This window comes from Methylobacterium sp. CM6257, from assembly GCF_054611515.1.
This window is the reverse complement of record NZ_CM137735.1, coordinates 6,948,500-6,963,946: the sequence shown is the minus strand read 5'-3', so window position 1 is coordinate 6,963,946 and position 15,447 is coordinate 6,948,500. Positions and strand designations below refer to the sequence as shown.

Here is a 15,447-nt window from a genome sequence, read left to right as displayed (position 1 = left end):
TGATCTTCTAGTCTTTTCAAGGTCTTCCGTCTCATGACTTCGACCTCTCGCTCTCCGCCCGGTCTGACGGCTTGGCCGACCCCCAGCCGGATCACGCATTAGCGGCGACCGGGACGAGGGGAGAAAGTGTAGCCGTACCCTCCGCCTCAAGCATGTCGGGAGAAGCACCGACAGCGGTCCGGCTCAGCAGACGCGCGGTTTGGGGGCTTGGCTTCCGTCGCCTCACCGACCTCGGGCTCAAGGCGAAGCCTGCGGCAAGGGCGACCCCGTGCCATCACCGGTGCTAGGGGCGCCGATATCCGGGAGCAGCCGAGCCGGATGAGGCATCCGAAACGCCATCTCCCAAGAGGAACCGTCGTAGCCCTCGAACCAAGCCCTGCGCTCACGAGAGTCGCCGGGATACGGACACGCATCCCGCGGCCGACCGGAAACCCTTGCGCGGGCACCTTGCTTGATGATGGCCATGAGCATGTGCGCTAATCTTCCAGTAGGCTTGAAACTTCTGTTCGGCTATGCTGATTAGCGCCCAAGTTCTATCATCCGGCAAGCAGTTTGCGCCCACATGCCGTTTTCACTGACACGTGTCAGGGTCGCCCCGACATGCCACTGTCGTAGCGAACACTGTCGTAGCGAAGCTTGACCGCTGCTCCGGGGCCAGCCCAAGCTCGCCCTTCCTGAGTGGCGATATCGGAGCGAGGGCTTGGCGCAAGATGGCCGAGCCCTCGCAGTGAGGTGGTCAGGTATTCTTCTTGTCGTACTTGAATTCGGGCGCGTTCTTGACCGTGTCCTTGTCGGCGTCGACCATGGCCTTGAGAGACCCGTCGGCGCGGTGGAGGAAGATCGTCGAAGGGTCGACCAGCACGTAACGCTCGCCCATACCGAGGAAGCCGCCGACGCTGACGACGACACCGGTCACCGTCTTGCCGTTCTCTATGACGAGGTCCTCTATCTCGCCGACCGTCTCGTTCTGCTTGTTGTAGAGGTTCTTGCCCACGAGCTTCGAGGAGGTCACCTCGGCCGGCTTGGCGGTGACGAACCGGATCTTGACGGCCGCAGTATCGGCCATCGTCATGCCTCCTGAACCGTTAGAGCTCCCGCTGGCACTGTTCGGGGCAGCCGGCATCGCAGTACCCGCCGCCGGAGCTTTCATCGGGGCTGTCTGCGCGTTCGACGGTTGCGCCTGCTTATCCTGGGCGAATGCGGGAGCCGCGAGCATCGCGCTGGCGGCGAGGGTACTGAGAACGATGTACTTCATGGTGCTGTCCTGACTTTCGTGTGGAGGGCACGGCACCGGCAGCGGGAAGGAGGGCCTTGTGCCAACCAGGTCCGTTTAATGGGAAGGAAACCCGGGCGGCATCCGCGACGGGGCGTCCCGTGTTCATGCTCGTCTCAGTAGCCGCAGCCGTAGTAAGGCCGACCCACGCCGTAGCCGAAGCGGTAGCCGACCGAGGCGTAGGGGAAGCCGTACCCGTAGGAGGTCCCGTAGTAGGCAGGCCTGGCGGTCGCTGCGGCTAGGCCGAGGCCCAGGCCAGCTGCGAGACCGAGCCCGCGATAGCCGCGGCGGTAGCCGTAGTGGCCGTAGTGGCGTCCGTAGCCGTAACGGGCCGGACGGAAGCCGACGCTGCGATAGCCACGGAAACCGCGGTAATGGTGCCGGAGGCCCGCAGCCCTGAAACCGCGGAAGCCGTGGTGGCCACCCCGGAAACCGTGGAGCCCGGCATGGTGACCGGCAAAGCCGTGACCCCTGCCGAAGGGCCGTGCCTCGCTCGTCGGCGAGAACAGGACGAGGCCGGACACCGCCGCGACGGCCACTGCAAAAGGTTTCATCATCTCGACTCCATGGTTGCCGGGAACGGACGGCGTGGGGCGCGAAGGTCGGCCGCGGGGCGGCCTCGACGGTTCGACAGGCCGACCGAGAGCCTGGAGTGCGGACTTTTCGTGAGGGCGTGCCGCATGGGACCGGTCCGGACCGGCGACGACCCGTTCATCGCCGTCATGGTCTTGGACCGAAAGGACTGCCCGGCTCACGCGGCAGTACCCATCCCGATTGCGCAGTGATTTGGGGCGCGGGGCGCAGTGCAGCAGTCAGAGAAGACCGAACTCCTGTCGGGGCAACCCTGACACCGCATAGGCGCGTCCTCGTGAAGGGCTTGGCTCGGCGATGGCCGTTTCACGAATGGTTAAGCAGGATCCCCAGAACCTCCGCAGAGCACCCGGGACAATGCCCGGGGTCTCCGCAAGGGTGAGGGTCGAGGATGGCGTCCACATGCAGATCGCCGGCAGGCACCTCGATGCGACCGTGCAGGCCTGCGCTGCAGCGGTCGAACCGGCAAGGAGCGGCATGAGGACGGCATTGGCACGGACGGCGCGGCTTGCGCGTACATGGCGCGGTCGGCGGGAGAAGCGTCTAGGACCGCGTTTATCGGCGGCAGCCGGACAGCGACCTTCCCCATCGGCCCAGGAAGGCTCCATCGAGGACTGGGCGCGATACGGCGGCGGTCTCAGCGAGCCCGACCTCTGCGAAGATCAAGTCTCGGGCGACCTTGTTGGGATCGGCGCGAATGGGCGATGCTCCGGCCATGTCGTGCCGTCATCAGCCTGACGCCACGCCGTCGGGAGACTACGAAGAGGCGCCCTCCGGCTGCCGCAGGTGGCGGCGCTGGCCGAGCGAGCTACCAAGACCCGCGAATGACAACGGCGCATGCCGGGCCGGATGGGCGCTCGGCGTCGTTGCTTGGGCGACCGCAGGCCTGCTCGGCGTGTTGGGTGCCCTGATCTCTCTCGCATCCTGACCCGCCCCGGGGCGTTCGGCATAGCGGGAGTCAAGTCATTTTTGCCAATCATTCCAGCCGCGCAGACGGAGGCTGACCTTGCCGTGTTCGCAGATTCGAACTCGCCGGCTTAAGCAACTCGCGTTCGGTGGTCAAAGCCCGGGCGTGCCGCGCACGTCCGACCTCGTCTTAGGCATTATCGGGACAGCGATGCTCGGCGCATTCTGTTTGATGATGGCCGCCAACCTCGTCGCCGGCGTCTTGGAGGCAGCCGGCTGACCTCCGTGGACTTTGACGCCCCCTGCGGCACCTAGCTGCCGGGGGCGCCATTCGCATCAGGTGATGCCGCGGTTCACTGCCCTGCGGGTTTCTCGGCCGGGGGCGTGACGGGCGGCGTCGACGAGGCGGGGGGAGCCGGGTTGGCCGCCGCCGGCGCGGCGCTGGGAGCCGGTGGGTTGGCCGGTGGTGCCTCCACCTTCTTCTCGTCCTTGCAGGCGGTGAGCGCGAGCAGGCCGACGAGCGGCACGAGGGTGCGCAGACGCATGAATATCCTTCGGGTGATCGTATCTTCAGGGAGACCGGCCGCATCGTGACGCCGGAAACGAGAGTCGCGCTGGGTTAGGTAGGAGGTCAGGGGCAGGGATGACGTGCGCCGTCGTTGCCCAGATAAGTGCCGCTTGCCGCATCGTAGGAGCGGAACCGGCGGGCGCAGGCGGCGACCGCCTCGGCGTCCGCCGCACCTCGGGTGGCTTGCGCCTGCGAATTGGCGATGGCGCCGCCGATGAGCGCCCCGGCGGCCAAACCTCCGATGCCCGCGCCAACGGCCGCGCCGACACCAGGGCCCCTGCGGTAACCGTAGCCGCGCCGGTAGCCGTAGTGCCGGCCATAGCGATGGTGGCGATGACCGAAGCGGCGATACTGGGCGTAGCTCGTTGGAAGGGCGCCGGCGGATAGCGCCTCGGCCGGGTTCCCGAGCGGCTTGGCGGTGGCGGGCTGAACAAAGAGGATTGCCGGGATCGTGCTGGCGAGGGCGAACCAAAGCCTCATGTTCAAAGAACTCCTTTTGATGCTCGGGGACGAGATAGGGGCGGCCGAGAATAGGTTGACGGCCGCTTTCGGGTCAGGGAACAACGGACTGACTAGCGCTCACATTCCCATTATATTTAGAGAACTAGTGATTCATCTGCCGCAAAGTCAGTGTCGCGTAGGTGCGCACGGGAGCGTTCCTGAAAGTTGCGGCCGTCATGCAAAGTAGCGCTATGACGGCCTCTGCAAGCAACACTCTTGGAATGGTCATCGCCGGACCATCTCTGTCAGGTAGCTTTTAGAGCCGCCCGCCCCGCTTGGGCGGGCGGCCGTCGCATTTCCTCACCTAGACTTTTTGAGGGCTTGGGACTTGTCGTCCTCCTTCGGTTCGCGTTGCCGGGAACCGTTTGCCGTGCCCTCCTCGGCAAACCCGGGGTATGTCATTCTTGGCATGCACCGGTCCGCTATGGCAGCCATGCCAGCGGATGTTGCTCGGAACTGGTGCCATAACTCCGGCCCACGCGAATGGCGGCTAATGGCTGTACAAGCATGACGTGCGAAGCGACGTTAGAAGTTCGTAGGTCAGGCTGCCGAATACGAACTCGCGCATCTTCGAGTGCCCGTAAGCCCCAGCCACTACGAGATCTGCCGCCTCATCACGAGCGAGCCCAGCCACCGCTTCGGCGACATATGTCGTCGCCGGCAACTCAACTCGTTCGCATTGAACATCGTGGCTCTTCAGATACGACTCAATCGCCTCGGCGTTCGTTTCCGTTTCCGTTGAGGCGACAGTCAGGAGAAGAACACGTTCCGCGCTCTGCAGCAGCGGCAAGGCGTCCGCAACGGCACGCCGAGCCTCACGCGTATCCCTCCACGCGATGACGACGCACTTGAGAGGCAGGTCGTCGTTGTTCGAGGGCGTAACGAGCACTGGGCGTCCCGCACGCAGGATGATTTCGGCCGGACTTAGCGCTTCGATGATTTCGGTCGAGCTCGGATCATCGGGTCCTCGCGCGACCAAGAGATCGCACCGTGCGCACTCCGAGATCACGCATTCGAGAGGCTCCCTATCGTACGCGCGCAGCTGAGCTTTGTTGTAACCGCTGGTCATATCACGGAAGACCGCTTCTTGTTTATCGAGCTCTTCGCGTGCGTTGGCGGCGGCCACCCCGATGATATGGTGATCTAAGTACGATCCTTTCCCATAAATCGAGATTGGCAGGGGATCCTGCGCCGCCACCCCAATCAGCTTCGCATCGAAACGTTTCGCCAAATTGCAGGCTAGCCGCACCCTTCCGGGGGTGCTGCTGCTGGGTAAGCGCTGTCTGGGCGGCACCTTCCGGCAAGCGGTGTGAAGGCGACATACGGAGCGGAATGGGAGCTCCGTCACATGTCGATGCCAGGGCGTATGGCTATGTCGGAGCCGATCCGGCGCCTGGAGCTGTTTACCGGGGCCGGCCGGCGGCGGACGTGGTCGGATGAGGAAAAGGCCGCCATCGTCGCCGAGAGTGATGGGCCGGGCACCTCGATCAGCGCGGTGGCACGCCGACACGGACTGAGCGCCTCGCAGCTGTTCACGTGGCGGCGCTTGGCGCGTCAGGCTGGGAGGCACGACGACCGCACAGTACGGTTCGTGCCGGCCGTCCTGAGTGTGGGCCCGCAGGAGCCGGTGTCTGCGCAGACGGGCTCCGGGCTGCGTGAGCAACGCGGCTGTCACGGCATCGAAGTTGAGATCGCAGGCGCCACGGTCCGCATCGCTCAGGGCGCGAGCGCGGCTCAGATCGCCGCGGTGATCCGGGCGCTGAAGGCTCCCCTATGATCGGGCCCTCCGGCGCGGTGCGCGTGATGCTGGCCACACGGCCGGTGGACTTCCGCAAGGGCATGGACGGGCTGGCCGCTCTGGTGCGCGACGCGATGGGCGCGGATCCGTTCTCCGGCACGGTCTACGTGTTCCGGTCAAAACGCGCCGACCGGGTGAAGCTCCTGGTCTGGGATGGAAGCGGGCTGGTCCTCGCGACCAAGCGTTTGGAGGCTGGCCAGTTCTGTTGGCCGAAGATCGAGGACGGCGTGGTTCGGCTGAGCGCGGCGCAGCTCGCGGCGCTCGTCGAAGGCTTGGACTGGAAGCGCGTCCATGCGGCTCGTGCCGTGGGCGTGCCGGCGGTTGCCGGCTGAGCAAAAAGACTGGCGGACAGGCTTAATCGCGGTAGTAAGTCACTGGCGGATCTGCTCTCATCCGCTTCGTGGCCGCGCCTGCTTCGCCCTCGTCCGACGATCCCGAGACGCTCAAGGCGCTGCTCGCCGAGGAGCGCGCCGAGAACGAGCGGCTGCGCCAGATCATCCTGGCCATGCAGCGCCACCGCTTCGGCCGCCGCGCCGAGAGCCTGCCGGAGGATCAGCTCCTGCTCGGGCTGGAGGAGGCCGAGCAGGTCGAGGCCGCGGGCTTTGCCGCCGAGGAAACGGAGCCCGCCAAGGAGGCCCAGAGGGTCAAGCGGCGCACGAACCGTGGGGCACTGCCCGCCCACCTGCCGCGGGTCGAGTGCGTGGTCGACGTCGACAGCCTCGCCTGCCCGTGCTGCGCGGGTGCCCTGCACCGGATCGGTGAGGATGTATCCGAGCGCCTCGACGTGGTGCCGACGCAGTTCCGGGTGCTGGTGATCCGCCGCCCGCGCTACGCCTGCCGCGCCTGCGGGGACGCGGTCGTGCAGGCCCCGGCACCGGCGCGGCTGATCGAGGGCGGCCTGCCGACCGACGCTCTCGTCGCGCAGGTGCTCGTCTCCAAATACGCCGACCACCTGCCGCTGTATCGACAGGCGCAGATCTTCGCCCGCCAGGGCGTCAGCCTCGACCGCTCGACGCTGGCCGACTGGGTCGGGCGCGCCGCCTTCCTGCTCCGGCCCGTGCACGAGCGGCTCCTGGAGACGCTCAAGCGCTCGGGCAAGCTGTTTGCCGACGAGACCACGGCACCGGTGCTCGATCCGGGCCGCGGCCGCACCAAGACCGGCCAGCTCTGGGCGTATGCGCGCGACGACCGGCCCTGGGGCGGGACCGATCCGCCCGGCGTCGCCTACGTCTACGCCCCCGACCGCAAGGCTGGACGACCGATCGCGCATCTCTGCGGGTTTGCAGGCGTGCTCCAGGTCGACGGCTACGCGGCCTACGAGAGCTTGGCCAAGGGCGGCGCGGTGCGGCTGGCCTACTGCTGGAGCCATGTGCGTCGGCAATTCTATGATCTCGCCGCCGCCTCACCGATCGCGACGGAGGCGCTGTCGCGCATCGCCGCGCTCTACCGGATCGAGGCCGAGATCCGCGGGCGCTCGGCCGAGGAGCGACGGGCGGCCCGGCAGGAACGAAGCCGGCCCGTGGTCGAGGCGCTGGAGGCGTGGCTGCGGGAGAAGCTCGGCCTCCTGAGCCGCAAGAGCAACTTGGCGGATGCGATCCGCTACGCCCTGAGCCGCTGGGCGGGGCTGAGCCTGTTCCTCGACGACGGGCGTGTGGAGATCGACTCCAACACCGTCGAGCGCGCAATCCGGCCTCTGACCTTGAATCGGAAGAATGCCCTATTTGCTGGTTCGGACGGCGGGGGCGAGCACTGGGCGGTGATCGCCTCGTTGGTCGAGACCTGCAAGCTCATCGAAGTCGAGCCGCAGGCCTACCTGGCCGACGTCATCACCCGCATCGTCGACGGCCATCCGCAGCGGCGCCTCGACGAGCTTCTGCCCTGGGCCTACCCGAGCACACCCACGCTCCAAGCGGTCGCCTGAGAACGCTGCAGCCCAGGCGCGTCAGTCGGGCCGCGTGAACAGGGTCCGAAACAGCGCCTCGGATTGGCGCAGTCCCTCGTCGGTCAGCACCACCGACTTGGCGCGTCCGACCGGATCGGCGATGAGCCCCTTGGCGTGGAGACGGCCAAGCACGGCCCAGTCGAAGCCCTTCCAGGCCCGACGCCCGTCGTGGAGCGTCAGCCACAGAAGGGCGAGCACCGCCTCGTCGATGCGCTCCTCGTCGACCGCCATCCGAGCAGATTAGCACGCCGCGCTCAGACCGGGCGTGGTCCCAGCCGATCGGTTACGCTGCTGGCATCAAGGCTGACCATGATGTTGGAAAGCGTCATGACGACCTGCCGTGAAATATGCCATTTGCCCTGTTCGGCCTTTAGCTGCATCGATGCGTGGCATCGGTCGAGGCTAAGTCGCCACAACTGGAAACGTGTCTCCTTGCGTATGTTGAGGCGGAGACGGTGACTCGCTGCACGTTGAAGGGAGGCCGATATCCTACCTTCTCGGATCTACGCATCGAGTCCGTGCGAACCCGACCCTTTGTCAGGACAATCCCTACACGAACCCTCACGAAGTGCCGACCAGCAGGTCGCCCGAGCCGTCGATCGATGGATTGGTGGCCATAAGGGCGGCCTCCGGCACGTCGCAGCGGCCGGCGATCGGGCTAAGCGTAACTTCCGGCTGGATCTGGCATCCTTCCGGCCTGGCAGTCCGCCTCCTGCGCGAACACATGGCCGCCAGTCTGAAAGCGCGTTCCCGCGAGAGGATCAGGGCAGTCGTGCTCCATATTCCAGGTCCCGCAGCGAATTCCAGGTCCTGCAGCGAGGCGGGTCGGCGCCTGAGAGTCACGGCGCTCAGGATCGCGGCTTCGGCGCCCTCGACATCGACCGACAGGAACGCGATCGGGAAGCGGCTCGGCACGTAGTCGCCGGACCGCACGCGCAGGCCGACGGTGCTGCCGCGATCCGCCGCCAGCTTCAGCGGTATCCTCTGCCTCGCGGCCGCCCTCGATCACCTCAGGTGACGAAAGACCCCGGAGGACGCCAGCCATCGCTTGTCATCCGAGGAATTGTATTCAAAACTCAAACACCCGATTCCGCACGGGATACGGGCAGCAGGTCGGAAAACCGGCCGCGTGCAAAGCACTCGGAGGAAGCGTCGTGAAGCTTTTCAGGACGACACTGCTCGTCGCCGCGCTGGCGCTCGTGACGAACACCGCGATGGCCCAGGTTGAGATCAAACTCGGCCATGTCGGCGAGCCCGGCTCGCTCTTCGATCAGACGACCGCCGAATTCGCGCAGCGCGCGAATACGAAGCTCGCCGGGAAGGCCAAGGTGGTCGTGTTCGGCTCTAGCCAGCTTGGCAGCGACGACGAGATGCTGAAGAAGCTCAAATTGGGCACCCTCGATCTCGCGCTGCCTTCGACGGTCATGACGACGGTGGCGCCTGAGTTCGGGCTCTTCGAGATGCCCTATCTGGTCAAGGACCGCTCGCATGCGGCCAAGATCCGCGACGCGATCATCAAGCCGGTCCTCGCGCCCATCGCCGCCAAGGCGGGCTACACGATCATCGCCACCTGGGAGAACGGGTTCCGCCAGATCACGAACAGCAAGCGCCCAATCAAGGAGCCGGGAGACCTCAAGGGGATCAAGCTCCGGGTGCCCAAGGGCGTGTGGCGCGTGAAGATGTTCCAGGCTTACGGCGCGACGCCGAGCCCGATGGCGTTCTCGGAGGTGTTCGTGGCGCTCCAGACCGGCGTGATGGACGGCCAGGAGAATCCTCTGGCGCAGATCTATCCGGCACGCTTCCAAGAGGTGCAGAAATATCTCTCGCTCACCGGTCACGTCTACACGCCGGCCTATCTCACCGCAGGGCGTCGCTGGAAGAGCCTGCCCGAGGATGTGCGCAAGGTGCTGGAAGATACCGCCGTCGAGATGGAGCCTCGGGCGCTCGAGATCGCCGCCAGCCTCGACGACGATCTGCTCGGCAAGCTCAAGGCTGCTGGCATGCAGGTGAACGAGGCGGACAAGAAGGCCTTCATCGAGGCCTCGAAGCCGGTCTACGACGAGTTCTCGAAGGACGTCCCCGGCGGCCGCGAGCTGATCGACAAGGCGCTGGCCCTCGGCAACGGATCCTGATCCGCTTCCTCACCGGATACCGATTCCAGCACGTACCGGTCCCGGCCGAGCGGGATCGCGCGGGAGCTTGAGACGCACGCATGCAAACCCTCCGCCGCTGGTTCGATCGCTGTCTGGAGGCCGTCGCGGCGCTCCTGATGGCGGCGCTGACGCTCATCCTCGTCCTGGGCTTCGTCTACCGGTTCCTGGGCATGTCCCTGGTCTGGTACGACGAGGTGGCCTCGATCGGGCTCGCCTGGCTCACCTACTACGGCAGCGCGCTCGCGGCGCACCGGGGGGCGCATATCGGCTTCCCCGGCATCGTCAACGCCTTCCCGCCGGGGCTGCGCGTCGCCGTCACCCTAGTGGCGGAGGCCATCGTGATCGGCTTCTTCCTGCTGCTGGCCATCTACGGGACGGAGGTCGTCATGGTCCTCCAGGGCTCGACCCTCGTGTCGCTGCCCAACGTGTCTCAGATGGTCACACAGTCGGTGATCCCGATCGCCTCCGTCCTGTTCATCGTCGCCGAGCTGCTGCGCCTGCCAGAGGTGATCCACGATGCCCGGACCGGAGGGTTCGAGGACCATGAACTGAAGGAAGCGCTAGGCTCCGCCGATCCCGCGCTTGAGCCCGCACTCGAGAAGGCCCGGTCATGACCGCACTCCTGGGCTACATGTTCTGCGGCCTGTTCGCGATGGTGCTCCTGAACGTGCCCATCGCGGTGGCGCTGGCCGTGGTGGCGGTGGCCGCCATGTGGTTCACGCAAGGGGCCGATTCGCTCCCGAACGCCGCCCTCGTGATGTTCGAGGGAGCGACCAACTTTCCGCTGCTCGCCATCCCGCTGTTCATCTTCGCGGGCGGCATCATGAACTCGTCGTCGATCTCGCGGCGGCTGGTGAACCTCGCTTCCGCCATGCTGGGCTTCGTCCGCGGCGGCCTCGCGATGGTGACGATCGGCGCCTCGATGTTCTTCGCCGAGATCTCCGGCTCGGCCGTGGCCGGCGTGGCCGCCCTGGGAACGCTCCTGATTCCGGCGATGAAGAGCCGGGGCTACTCGAAGGAGTTCTCCGCCGCCGTATCCTCGTCGTCGGCGAGCCTCGCGATCATCCTCCCCCCCTCGATCCCGATGATCCTCTACGCCGTGATGGCCCAGGTCTCGGTGGTGAAGATGTTCATCTCCGGCCTGCTGCCGGGTCTGCTCGGCGCGTTCGGCCTCGCCGTGGCGAGCTACGGCTACGCGCGCAAGTACGACTTCCCGGTCGAGCAGCGCTTCTCGCTGACGATGCTGGGGACGGCCCTGCGCGAGGCCCTGTGGGCGCTGATGCTCCCCGTCATCATCCTGGGCGGGATTTTCGGCGGCTTCGTCACGGCGACCGAGGGGGCGGCCGTGGCGGTCGTGGCGGCGCTGCTGATCGCCACGCTGGTCTATCGCGAGCTCTCCCTGGCGGACGTCTACAAGGCGCTGGTCGACGCGGCCATCCAGACCGCGGTCGTGATGCTGCTCGTGGCCGCCTCGGCGCTGATCGGGGTGCTGCTCACCGAGGCGCAGGTGCCGCAGGCCCTCGCCCGGTCGATCCAGACCTACACCACCAATCCCTATCTGGTGCTGCTGCTGCTCAACTTCCTGTTCCTGATCCTCGGCATGTTCCTGCACTCGGCGGCCGCGATCATCCTGACGGTGCCGATCGTGCTGCCGCTGATCCAGCAGGTCGGCATCGACCCGGTCCATTTCGGATTGGTTCTCACCCTGAACTTAGCGATCGGGCAGCAGACCCCGCCGGTCGCCTCGGTGCTGATCGCGGCCTGCGCCATCGCGAAATCGGACATCTGGGAAACCACCAAGGTCAATCTCGGCTATATCGGCGTGCTGCTCGTGGTCCTGCTGATCTGCACCTACCTGCCCTGGCTCGCCCTGGCGCCGATCCACTGGTTCTACGGCGAGGCCGCGGGGGGCTGAGCTCCGCCAGCGCCGCCGCCGCCGGGGCCTGCCGGCGTCGGCGTGCCCAGCGGACAGGGCCTGAGCGTGACCGGATCCGCCTGCATCCCGACGAGATCGGACATCGGACGGCACCGCGTGCCGCGGCAAACCTGGTAATCGGCGGTGTAGCCCGAGCGGCGCAGCACGACCTCCGGGAGCACCGGCAGGCGCGGATGCCAAGTCCAGCTCCCGTCACGCAAGACCGCCTCGGGCGGCGGGTCCATGCCCGCCCCCGATCCCCGGACGCGGGCGGCATCGAGGGTGAGGCCTCCCGGAACCTCCCGCCAATCCTCCGCCCAGAGGATCTTCTCCACGGAGTGGCGCCACGTCAGGGTCAGGGCGCCGGTGCCGAGATGGGCCACGAGGGCGCCCGCCAAGAGGCACAGCATCTCCGGGCCAGCCCCTCAGGTCGGGATCGCCGCCCCGCGGCGCCGGCGGTAGAGGTGGAAGCCGATCACCACCGCCGCCAGGGCGAATCCGATCTCGTCGGTGATCGGCAGCGCGAGGACGAGGCAGAGGGCTGCGGCGACCGCGATGAGGCGCTCCCAGATCAGCAGCCGCCCCGTGAGGAAGCCGGTCGTCGCCGCGCCCCAGAGCAGGATCGCGAGCCCGGCCTTGACGACCATGTAGGCCACGGCGAACGCGAAGCCCACGCCGGAGGCACCGGCGGTGGACTGCATCATCAGGGCCGGATCGTAGACCGCCATGAACGGTACGACGAAGCCGGGCAGCGCGATCTTGATCGCCTCCAGACTGATCCGGAAGCCCGATTCCTTGGCGATGGGCGCCGCCGCGAAGCAGGCCAGGGCGACCGGCGGAGTCAGGTCCGCCATGATGCCGAAATAGAACACGAACATGTGGCTGATGATCAGCGGCACGCCGAGTTCGAGCAGGGCCGGCGCGGCGAGCGAGGACGTGATGATGTAGTTCGGGATGGTCGGGATCCCCATCCCGAGGATCAGGCTGACAATCATCGTCAGCACCAGCGACGTGACGAGGGATCCGCGTCCGACCGAGACGACCCAGTTGCCGAAGATCGTGCCGACGCCGGTGAGGGTCATGGTACCGATCACGATCCCCACCACGGCGCACGCGAGGCCGACCGGGAGGGCCTGCCGCGCGCCGTCGGCCAGCGCCTTCAGGCAGATCGCCAGGGTCTCTTGGCCGCCGCGGGAGAAGTAGGCCACGAGGACGGTGGCGAGGACCAGGACGAGCACCAGCGCCACGCCGAGCCACAGCGAGACCGCCGCGATCAGGCCGAGCCCGATCCAGAACACGACGCGCACCGCCTGCGGGCCGATGTTGAGGGCGATGCTGCCGCCGATGATCAGGAGCGCCGTCAGCGCCAGCCCGACCGACCCAGCAAAGAGCGGCGTGTAGCCCGCGAACAGGAGGTAGATCAGGACACCCAGGGGCAGGACGAGGTACCAGCGGCTGCGGAAGGCGGCGACCGGGTTCGGCAGCTCGGCGCGCGGCAGCCCGACGAGGTCGCGGCGCCCGGCCTCGAGATGCACGGCGAGGAACGCGGAGGCGTAATACAGGATCGCCGGGATCAGGGCGGCCTTCACGATCTCGACGTAGGGGACGTCGATCGTCTCGGCCATGATGAAGGCCACCGCGCCCATCACGGGCGGCATGATCTGGCCGCCCATCGAGGCGGTCGCCTCGACGCCGCCCGCGAAGGCCGGACGGTAGCCGAAGCGCTTCATCAGGGGGATCGTGAACTGGCCTGTGGACACCACGTTGGCCACCCCCGAGCCCGAGATCGTGCCCATCAGGCCCGACGAGAGCACGGCGACCTTGGCCGGCCCGCCGCGGGCGCCGCCGACGAAGCCCATCGCCACGTCGGTGAACAGTCCGATCATCCCGGCCTGTTCCAGGAAGGCGCCGAACAGGATGAACAGGAAGATGTAGCTCGCCGAGACGTAGATCGGCGTGCCGTAGATCCCTTCCGTGCCGTAGGCCATCTGCTCGACGACCTGCTCCAGCCCGTAGCCGCGGTGATCGAGGGGCGCGGGCAGGTACTGTCCGAGCAGGCAGTAGGCCAGGAACAGGCCGGCAACGATGACGAGGGCCGGGCCGAGGACGCGCCAGACGAAGTAGAACAGCAGGGCGATGAGGCAGACGCCGGACGCGACGTCGAGCCCGTCCAGGTCGCCGACCCGGTCCAGGAGCGCGTCGTAGAACCACCACTGATAGAGGCCGATCGCGAAGCCGGCGACGGCCAGCGCCCAGGCGCCCCACCAGCGGACGGTCGATCCCGCCCGGTGATTGGCGAGGAGGCCACCGGCGAGGAGGCAGAGGAAGCCGACATGGAGCGCCCGGACCACCTGGCTCGGCAGGCCGCCGGGGAATTTCGAGACGAGCCCCGTCGTGATCGCCAGGGCAAAGATCGCAAGGGCCTGATCCTCGCAGGGTTCCCCGCGCAGGCGCCGGAACACGACGAGGGCCGCCCCGAGGCCCAGTCCGGCCCAGATCAGCAGGATCGGGGTCAGTCCCGGCAGGATCGGCCGGTCGAGGGGCACGCCGAAGGCTGTGACGATCTGGAAAGCGGAGAAGGCGACGGCAATCCAGAACAGCAGCCGTCCGGATCGACCGGTTCCGAAACTCTCGGGCAGACCGTGCTCCGGATTCTGCAGCTCTGCCTGGTCGACGCGCGCGGTCATGGGGACTTTCATCGATGACGCGAAGGGGCGGGCACGGCTTTGAGCCGCCTGCCAGTGGGGTGAAGGCGCCGCGTAATAACCGGATCAGGCGCCGCCCTGAGGCTCGCCAGGTCAGCCGGCGCGCCCTCGAGAGGCCTCAGGCGGACCGGCGCCGCCGAAGCGACGCGACCTTGATCAGGTCACCACACCCTTCTCCTTGAGGAAGCGCTCGGCGCCGGGATGGAGGGGCACCATCATCCCCTGCGCCGCCGCCTTGAGCTCGATCGCCTTCGCTGCGCTATGCGCGGCCTGAAGGTCCGGCAGGCTCTCGAAGATCGCCCGGGTCATGGCATAGACCAGATCATCGCTCAGGCCCGCCCGCGTCACGAGGTAGTTGATGACGGCCGCCGTCTCGACCGCCTCAGTCTGGCCCTCGTAGGTGCCGGCGGGGATCTGTTTCTTGACGAAGGGAGCGCCGGCCTTGTCGACGACGGCCGACGGCACCGCCACGACGGTGATCGGGACCGACGCGGCGAGGTCGCGGATCGAGGCGACACCGAGACCCGCCGACTGAAGAGTCGCGTCGAGCTGCCGGTTCTTCATCAGCTCGACCGATTCCGAGAAGGGCAGGTACTCGACTTTGCCGAGATCGGTATAGCCCATGCCGGCTGCGGCAAGGATCGCGCGGGCGTTCAGCTCGGTCCCGGATTTCGGTGCGCCGACTGACAGGCGCTTGCCCTTGAGATCGGCCAGGGTCTTGATGCCCGAGTCCTTGGAGGCGACGATCTGGATGTAATTCGGGTAGATCGCCGCCATGCCGCGGAGCTTGTCGGCCTTGCGCTTGAAGCCGGCCTCCTCATCGCCGTTCCAGGCGGCGGCCAGGCTGTCCCCGAGGGTGAAGGCGATCTCGCCCTTGCCCGCCTGGAGCAGGTTGAGGTTCTCGACCGAGGCTTTGGTTGCCTGAACGGTGGCGCGCGCGCCGGGAACCTTCTCTGAGAAGATCTTCGCGATCGCGACCCCGAGCGGATAATAGACGCCCGATGTACCGCCGGTCAGGATCGATACAAACTCCGCCGCGCGCAACGGAAGCGTGGAACTCGCCAAAGCGGTCGCTGTACCGAGCAAAACGGAGCG

General features: G+C 67.0%; 17 protein-coding genes. 6 read left to right on the top strand and 11 right to left on the bottom strand.

The window, feature by feature from the left end; genetic code table 11:
- Positions 1-237: 237 nt before the first annotated feature.
- The 6 genes from ACYCO6_RS34070 to ACYCO6_RS34045 all read right to left on the bottom strand — a co-directional run bounded on the left by ACYCO6_RS34070 (position 238) and on the right by ACYCO6_RS34045 (position 5,070).
- Positions 238-465 carry a ribosome modulation factor gene (locus ACYCO6_RS34070; protein WP_459773854.1) on the bottom strand — a complete coding sequence of 76 codons (228 nt, stop codon included), beginning with the start codon at positions 463-465 and terminating at the stop codon, positions 238-240.
- A 271-nt stretch (positions 466-736) separates the two neighbouring features.
- Positions 737-1,066 carry a PRC-barrel domain-containing protein gene (locus ACYCO6_RS34065; RefSeq protein ID WP_459767750.1) on the bottom strand — a complete coding sequence of 110 codons (330 nt, stop codon included), beginning with the start codon at positions 1,064-1,066 and terminating at the stop codon, positions 737-739.
- Between the two features lie 323 nt (positions 1,067-1,389).
- Complete coding sequence (locus ACYCO6_RS34060) at positions 1,390-1,830, bottom strand: hypothetical protein (protein ID WP_459767748.1); 441 nt, start codon at positions 1,828-1,830, stop codon at positions 1,390-1,392.
- A gap of 1,293 nt (positions 1,831-3,123) precedes the next feature.
- The gene (locus tag ACYCO6_RS34055; protein WP_459767746.1) at positions 3,124-3,315 is read right to left on the bottom strand and encodes a hypothetical protein; all 192 of its coding nucleotides are present in this window, start codon (positions 3,313-3,315) and stop codon (positions 3,124-3,126) included.
- 86 nt (positions 3,316-3,401) lie between these two features.
- Positions 3,402-3,818, bottom strand: coding sequence for a BA14K family protein (locus ACYCO6_RS34050; RefSeq protein ID WP_459767744.1), 417 nt, complete (start codon positions 3,816-3,818; stop codon positions 3,402-3,404).
- 511 nt (positions 3,819-4,329) lie between these two features.
- On the bottom strand, positions 4,330-5,070 hold the full coding sequence (locus ACYCO6_RS34045) for a universal stress protein (protein ID WP_459767742.1): 741 nt from the start codon (positions 5,068-5,070) through the stop codon (positions 4,330-4,332).
- A gap of 141 nt (positions 5,071-5,211) precedes the next feature.
- Between ACYCO6_RS34045 and tnpA the strand changes: the two genes are divergently transcribed.
- From tnpA to tnpC, 3 genes are all read left to right on the top strand, one after another.
- The gene (tnpA, locus tag ACYCO6_RS34040; protein ID WP_459764273.1) at positions 5,212-5,616 is read left to right on the top strand and encodes an IS66-like element accessory protein TnpA; all 405 of its coding nucleotides are present in this window, start codon (positions 5,212-5,214) and stop codon (positions 5,614-5,616) included.
- Positions 5,613-5,969 carry an IS66 family insertion sequence element accessory protein TnpB gene (tnpB, locus tag ACYCO6_RS34035; protein ID WP_042671684.1) on the top strand — a complete coding sequence of 119 codons (357 nt, stop codon included), beginning with the start codon at positions 5,613-5,615 and terminating at the stop codon, positions 5,967-5,969. Before tnpA ends, tnpB begins: the two co-directional genes overlap by 4 nt.
- A gap of 68 nt (positions 5,970-6,037) precedes the next feature.
- Positions 6,038-7,558 (top strand): IS66 family transposase, encoded by a 1,521-nt coding sequence (tnpC, locus tag ACYCO6_RS34030; RefSeq protein ID WP_459764270.1) that lies wholly within the window; start codon positions 6,038-6,040, stop codon positions 7,556-7,558.
- 21 nt (positions 7,559-7,579) lie between these two features.
- Here tnpC and ACYCO6_RS34025 read toward each other — a convergent pair whose 3' ends face one another.
- Positions 7,580-7,810 carry a DUF6429 family protein gene (locus ACYCO6_RS34025; RefSeq protein WP_331327277.1) on the bottom strand — a complete coding sequence of 77 codons (231 nt, stop codon included), beginning with the start codon at positions 7,808-7,810 and terminating at the stop codon, positions 7,580-7,582.
- 330 nt (positions 7,811-8,140) lie between these two features.
- Positions 8,141-8,494, bottom strand: coding sequence for a hypothetical protein (locus tag ACYCO6_RS34020; protein WP_459767740.1), 354 nt, complete (start codon positions 8,492-8,494; stop codon positions 8,141-8,143).
- 299 nt (positions 8,495-8,793) lie between these two features.
- On the opposite strand from ACYCO6_RS34020, the gene ACYCO6_RS34015 reads away from it, so the two are divergent.
- The 3 genes from ACYCO6_RS34015 (at position 8,794) to ACYCO6_RS34005 (ending at position 11,647) form a co-directional block, all read left to right on the top strand.
- Positions 8,794-9,711 carry a TRAP transporter substrate-binding protein gene (locus tag ACYCO6_RS34015; protein ID WP_459773852.1) on the top strand — a complete coding sequence of 306 codons (918 nt, stop codon included), beginning with the start codon at positions 8,794-8,796 and terminating at the stop codon, positions 9,709-9,711.
- Positions 9,712-9,791: 80 nt separating this feature from the next.
- Entirely contained in the window at positions 9,792-10,346 is a 555-nt protein-coding gene (locus ACYCO6_RS34010) for a TRAP transporter small permease (RefSeq protein WP_459767737.1), read from the top strand.
- Complete coding sequence (locus ACYCO6_RS34005; RefSeq protein WP_459767735.1) at positions 10,343-11,647, top strand: TRAP transporter large permease; 1,305 nt, start codon at positions 10,343-10,345, stop codon at positions 11,645-11,647. Before ACYCO6_RS34010 ends, ACYCO6_RS34005 begins: the two co-directional genes overlap by 4 nt.
- Here the strand turns inward: ACYCO6_RS34005 and ACYCO6_RS34000 are convergent.
- The 3 genes from ACYCO6_RS34000 to ACYCO6_RS33990 form a co-directional block, all read right to left on the bottom strand.
- Positions 11,623-12,057: a DUF1850 domain-containing protein gene (locus ACYCO6_RS34000; RefSeq protein WP_459767732.1), complete on the bottom strand. Its 435-nt coding sequence runs from the start codon at positions 12,055-12,057 to the stop codon at positions 11,623-11,625. The two genes, ACYCO6_RS34005 and ACYCO6_RS34000, sit on opposite strands and share 25 nt — an antisense overlap.
- 15 nt (positions 12,058-12,072) lie before the next feature.
- Entirely contained in the window at positions 12,073-14,334 is a 2,262-nt protein-coding gene (locus tag ACYCO6_RS33995) for a TRAP transporter permease (RefSeq protein WP_459767730.1), read from the bottom strand.
- 174 nt (positions 14,335-14,508) lie between these two features.
- The gene (locus tag ACYCO6_RS33990) at positions 14,509-15,438 is read right to left on the bottom strand and encodes a TAXI family TRAP transporter solute-binding subunit (protein ID WP_459773850.1); all 930 of its coding nucleotides are present in this window, start codon (positions 15,436-15,438) and stop codon (positions 14,509-14,511) included.
- Positions 15,439-15,447 lie beyond the last annotated feature (9 nt).

What these genes read in the sequence shown, in the direction of transcription:
- ACYCO6_RS34000 (WP_459767732.1), bottom strand. Translation starts at nt 12,057, where the DNA reads ATGCTGTGCCTCTTGGCGGGCGCCCTCGTGGCCCATCTCGGCACCGGC.
- ACYCO6_RS34060 (WP_459767748.1), bottom strand. Translation starts at nt 1,830, where the DNA reads ATGATGAAACCTTTTGCAGTGGCCGTCGCGGCGGTGTCCGGCCTCGTC.
- ACYCO6_RS33995 (WP_459767730.1), bottom strand. Translation starts at nt 14,334, where the DNA reads ATGACCGCGCGCGTCGACCAGGCAGAGCTGCAGAATCCGGAGCACGGT.
- ACYCO6_RS34005 (WP_459767735.1), top strand. Translation starts at nt 10,343, where the DNA reads ATGACCGCACTCCTGGGCTACATGTTCTGCGGCCTGTTCGCGATGGTG.
- ACYCO6_RS34055 (WP_459767746.1), bottom strand. Translation starts at nt 3,315, where the DNA reads ATGCGTCTGCGCACCCTCGTGCCGCTCGTCGGCCTGCTCGCGCTCACC.
- ACYCO6_RS34015 (WP_459773852.1), top strand. Translation starts at nt 8,794, where the DNA reads ATGGCCCAGGTTGAGATCAAACTCGGCCATGTCGGCGAGCCCGGCTCG.
- tnpB (WP_042671684.1), top strand. Translation starts at nt 5,613, where the DNA reads ATGATCGGGCCCTCCGGCGCGGTGCGCGTGATGCTGGCCACACGGCCG.
- ACYCO6_RS34025 (WP_331327277.1), bottom strand. Translation starts at nt 7,810, where the DNA reads ATGGCGGTCGACGAGGAGCGCATCGACGAGGCGGTGCTCGCCCTTCTG.
- tnpA (WP_459764273.1), top strand. Translation starts at nt 5,212, where the DNA reads ATGTCGGAGCCGATCCGGCGCCTGGAGCTGTTTACCGGGGCCGGCCGG.
- ACYCO6_RS34050 (WP_459767744.1), bottom strand. Translation starts at nt 3,818, where the DNA reads ATGAGGCTTTGGTTCGCCCTCGCCAGCACGATCCCGGCAATCCTCTTT.
- ACYCO6_RS34070 (WP_459773854.1), bottom strand. Translation starts at nt 465, where the DNA reads ATGGCCATCATCAAGCAAGGTGCCCGCGCAAGGGTTTCCGGTCGGCCG.
- ACYCO6_RS34010 (WP_459767737.1), top strand. Translation starts at nt 9,792, where the DNA reads ATGCAAACCCTCCGCCGCTGGTTCGATCGCTGTCTGGAGGCCGTCGCG.
- ACYCO6_RS34065 (WP_459767750.1), bottom strand. Translation starts at nt 1,066, where the DNA reads ATGGCCGATACTGCGGCCGTCAAGATCCGGTTCGTCACCGCCAAGCCG.